Origin of the sequence: Streptomyces sp. SID14478 (assembly GCF_010548525.1) — a bacterium.
GTDB lineage: Bacteria > Actinomycetota > Actinomycetes > Streptomycetales > Streptomycetaceae > Streptomyces.
Genome location: NZ_JAAGMG010000452.1, coordinates 1 through 2374 on the forward strand (window position 1 = coordinate 1; position 2374 = coordinate 2374).

Annotated in this window: 3 protein-coding genes and 1 pseudogene; 3 read left to right on the forward strand and 1 reads right to left on the reverse strand. The window is 70.8% G+C overall.

Translation table 11 applies throughout. The features are described from left to right. A partial coding sequence (locus G3I40_RS15230; RefSeq protein WP_164302708.1) for an ROK family protein occupies positions 1-498 on the reverse strand: 498 nt, incomplete at its 3' end. Between the two features lie 201 nt (positions 499-699). Here G3I40_RS15230 and G3I40_RS15235 point away from each other — a divergent pair. The 3 genes and pseudogenes from G3I40_RS15235 to G3I40_RS15245 form a co-directional block, all read left to right on the forward strand. Beyond that, entirely contained in the window at positions 700-1914 is a 1215-nt protein-coding gene (locus tag G3I40_RS15235) for an extracellular solute-binding protein (RefSeq protein ID WP_164302710.1), read from the forward strand. Positions 1915-1924: 10 nt separating this feature from the next. Then, positions 1925-2152, forward strand: coding sequence for a DUF3263 domain-containing protein (locus G3I40_RS15240; protein ID WP_164302709.1), 228 nt, complete (start codon positions 1925-1927; stop codon positions 2150-2152). A 20-nt stretch (positions 2153-2172) separates the two neighbouring features. Beyond that, positions 2173-2374, forward strand: a pseudogene (locus G3I40_RS15245) (trehalose-phosphatase); the annotation flags it as partial.

The following is a 2374-nucleotide window of genomic DNA, read 5'->3' on the forward strand; positions in this document are numbered from 1 at the left end:
GTGGCCGATCTCGCCCGCCGAGCCGTGCGCGCCGGGCTCGATCCGGCCCTCGATGCCGATGGCGCCCGCGATGCCGGTGCCCAGCGGCAGGAACAGGAAGCGGTCGGCCTCCTTGCCCGCGCCGAGCCGGCCCTCGCCGAGCCCGCCGGTGCGCACGTCGTGGCCGAGCGCCACGGGAATCGAGCCGAGCCGCTCGCTGAGCAGGGCCCGCATCGGCACGTCCCGCCAGCCGAGGTTGGCGGCGAACAGCGCGATGCCGCCCGCTTCATCGACGACGCCGGGCACGGCGACGCCGGCGGCCACCGCCGCCTCGCCGAGGTGCTCCTCGCCGTACGCGCGCAGCTCGGCGGCGAAGCCGAGTATCGTCTCGACGACCGCCTCGGGGCCGCGCTCGCGTTCCGTCGCCCGGCGCGCCTGATGCAGCAGCGTGCCGTCCGCCCCGACCAGGGCGGCCTTCATCCCGGTGCCGCCCACGTCGAGGGCGATGACATGTTCCACGGGGCACAGTGTCGCGCGTACAGCATAAAAAGGTCTAGTCCACTTGCAGGGATCTTGCGCAGATACCGCCCTGTTGCCGGAGTGAGATCTGTGTGGTGTAGACCTTAGGGTTCCTTTACGCGTGACACGGATTCGAGGGTGGGAACAGCGGTGCAGCGGCGGCACATAACCGGTCTGACGGCGGCGGCGGTCGCCCTGGGCATGGCGGGCACCCTCACCGCCTGCGGCGGCACGGGCTCCGGCGGCGTGACGCTGAAGCTGGTCGCCGCCGACTACGGCGACTCCGCGGACAACAGTTCCCAGAAGTACTGGGACAAGCTGGCCGCCCGGTACGAGAAGGACCACCCGGACACCAAGGTCGACGTCGAGGTCTACTCCTGGAACGACGTCGACGCCAAGGTCAAGAAGATGGTCGACGCCGGGCAGGCCCCCGACATGGCGCAGATCGGCGCCTACGCGGACTACGCGGCCGACGGCGATCTCTACCCGGCCGGCGACCTGCTCAACGTCCCCACGCAGGCCGACTTCCTGTCCCAGCTCGCCGACGCGGGCAAGGTCGCCAGCACCCAGTACGGGATGCCGTTCGCCTCCTCCACGCGGCTGCTGTTCTACAACAAGAAGCTGTTCAAGGACGCCGGCATCACGCCGCCCACGACCTGGGCCGAGCTCGCGGCCGACGCCAAGGCGCTCAAGGCCGACGGGGTGAAGATCCCCTACGCGCTGCCGCTGGGCTCGGAGGAGGCCCAGGCCGAGACCATGATCTGGATGCTGAGCGGCGGCGACGGCTACACCGACGACGTCGGCTCGTACACGATCGACTCCAAGCAGAACGTCGCGACGTTCGACTTCCTCAAGAACGATCTCGTCGGCAAGGGCCTGACCGGGCCCACCGCGCCCGCCAAGCTCAACCGGGCCGACGCCTTCGCCGCGTTCGCCAAGGGCGAGGTCGGCATGCTCAACGGGCACCCCACGCTGATGCAGATGGCCGCGAAGAAGGGCATCGACTACGGCACCGTGCCGCTGCCCGGACCGTCCGGCCGGGCCAAGTCCACGATGGGCGTGGCCGACTGGATGATGGCGTTCAAGCAGAACGGCCACCGCAAGGAGGTCGGCGACTTCCTCAACTTCGTCTACAGCGAGAAGAACGTCCTGGAGTTCTCCCGCGAGTACGACCTGCTGCCGGTCACCAACAGCGCCTCCGAGGCCATGTCCGAGGCGGGCGAGGACAAGAAGCTCTGGCCGTTCCTGCGGAGCCTCACCAACTCCGAGATCTACCCCGTCGGCAAGACGTCCTGGGCGTCGGTCAGCGCCGACATCAAGGACCAGATCGGCACCGCCGTCGCCCCGAACAACAGCCCGGGCGCCGTCCTCGGCCGGATCCAGAACCAGGCGGCGGCCGCGGAAGCCGCCGAGTAGCGTGGCCGGCATGGAGTCTCTGGGCGAACGCGAGCGCGCACTGCTCGCGTTCGAGGGGCGCGGCTGGCCGTCGCCGGGCGCGAAGGAACGGGCCATCCGCGAGGAGCTCGACCTGGCACCCGTGCGCTACTACCAGCTGCTCAATGCCCTGCTCGACGACCCGCGGGCACTGGCGCACGCGCCGGTGACCGTGAACCGGCTGCGTCGGGTTCGTGACCGGCAGCGCTCCGAGCGGTGACAGGCTCTAGGGTCGTGCGTATGGACGCTCTCCGGACCGCCGCGGGCCGTGACGGCCTGGCCGCGATCGTCGCCCGGCCCGCCCGGGCGGTCATCGCCCTCGACTTCGACGGGACCCTCGCCCCGATCGTCGCCGACCCCGAACAGGCCCGCGCCCACCCCGACGCGGTGCCCGCACTCGCCGCCCTCGCACCCCGCGTCGCCTCCGTCGCCGTCATCACTG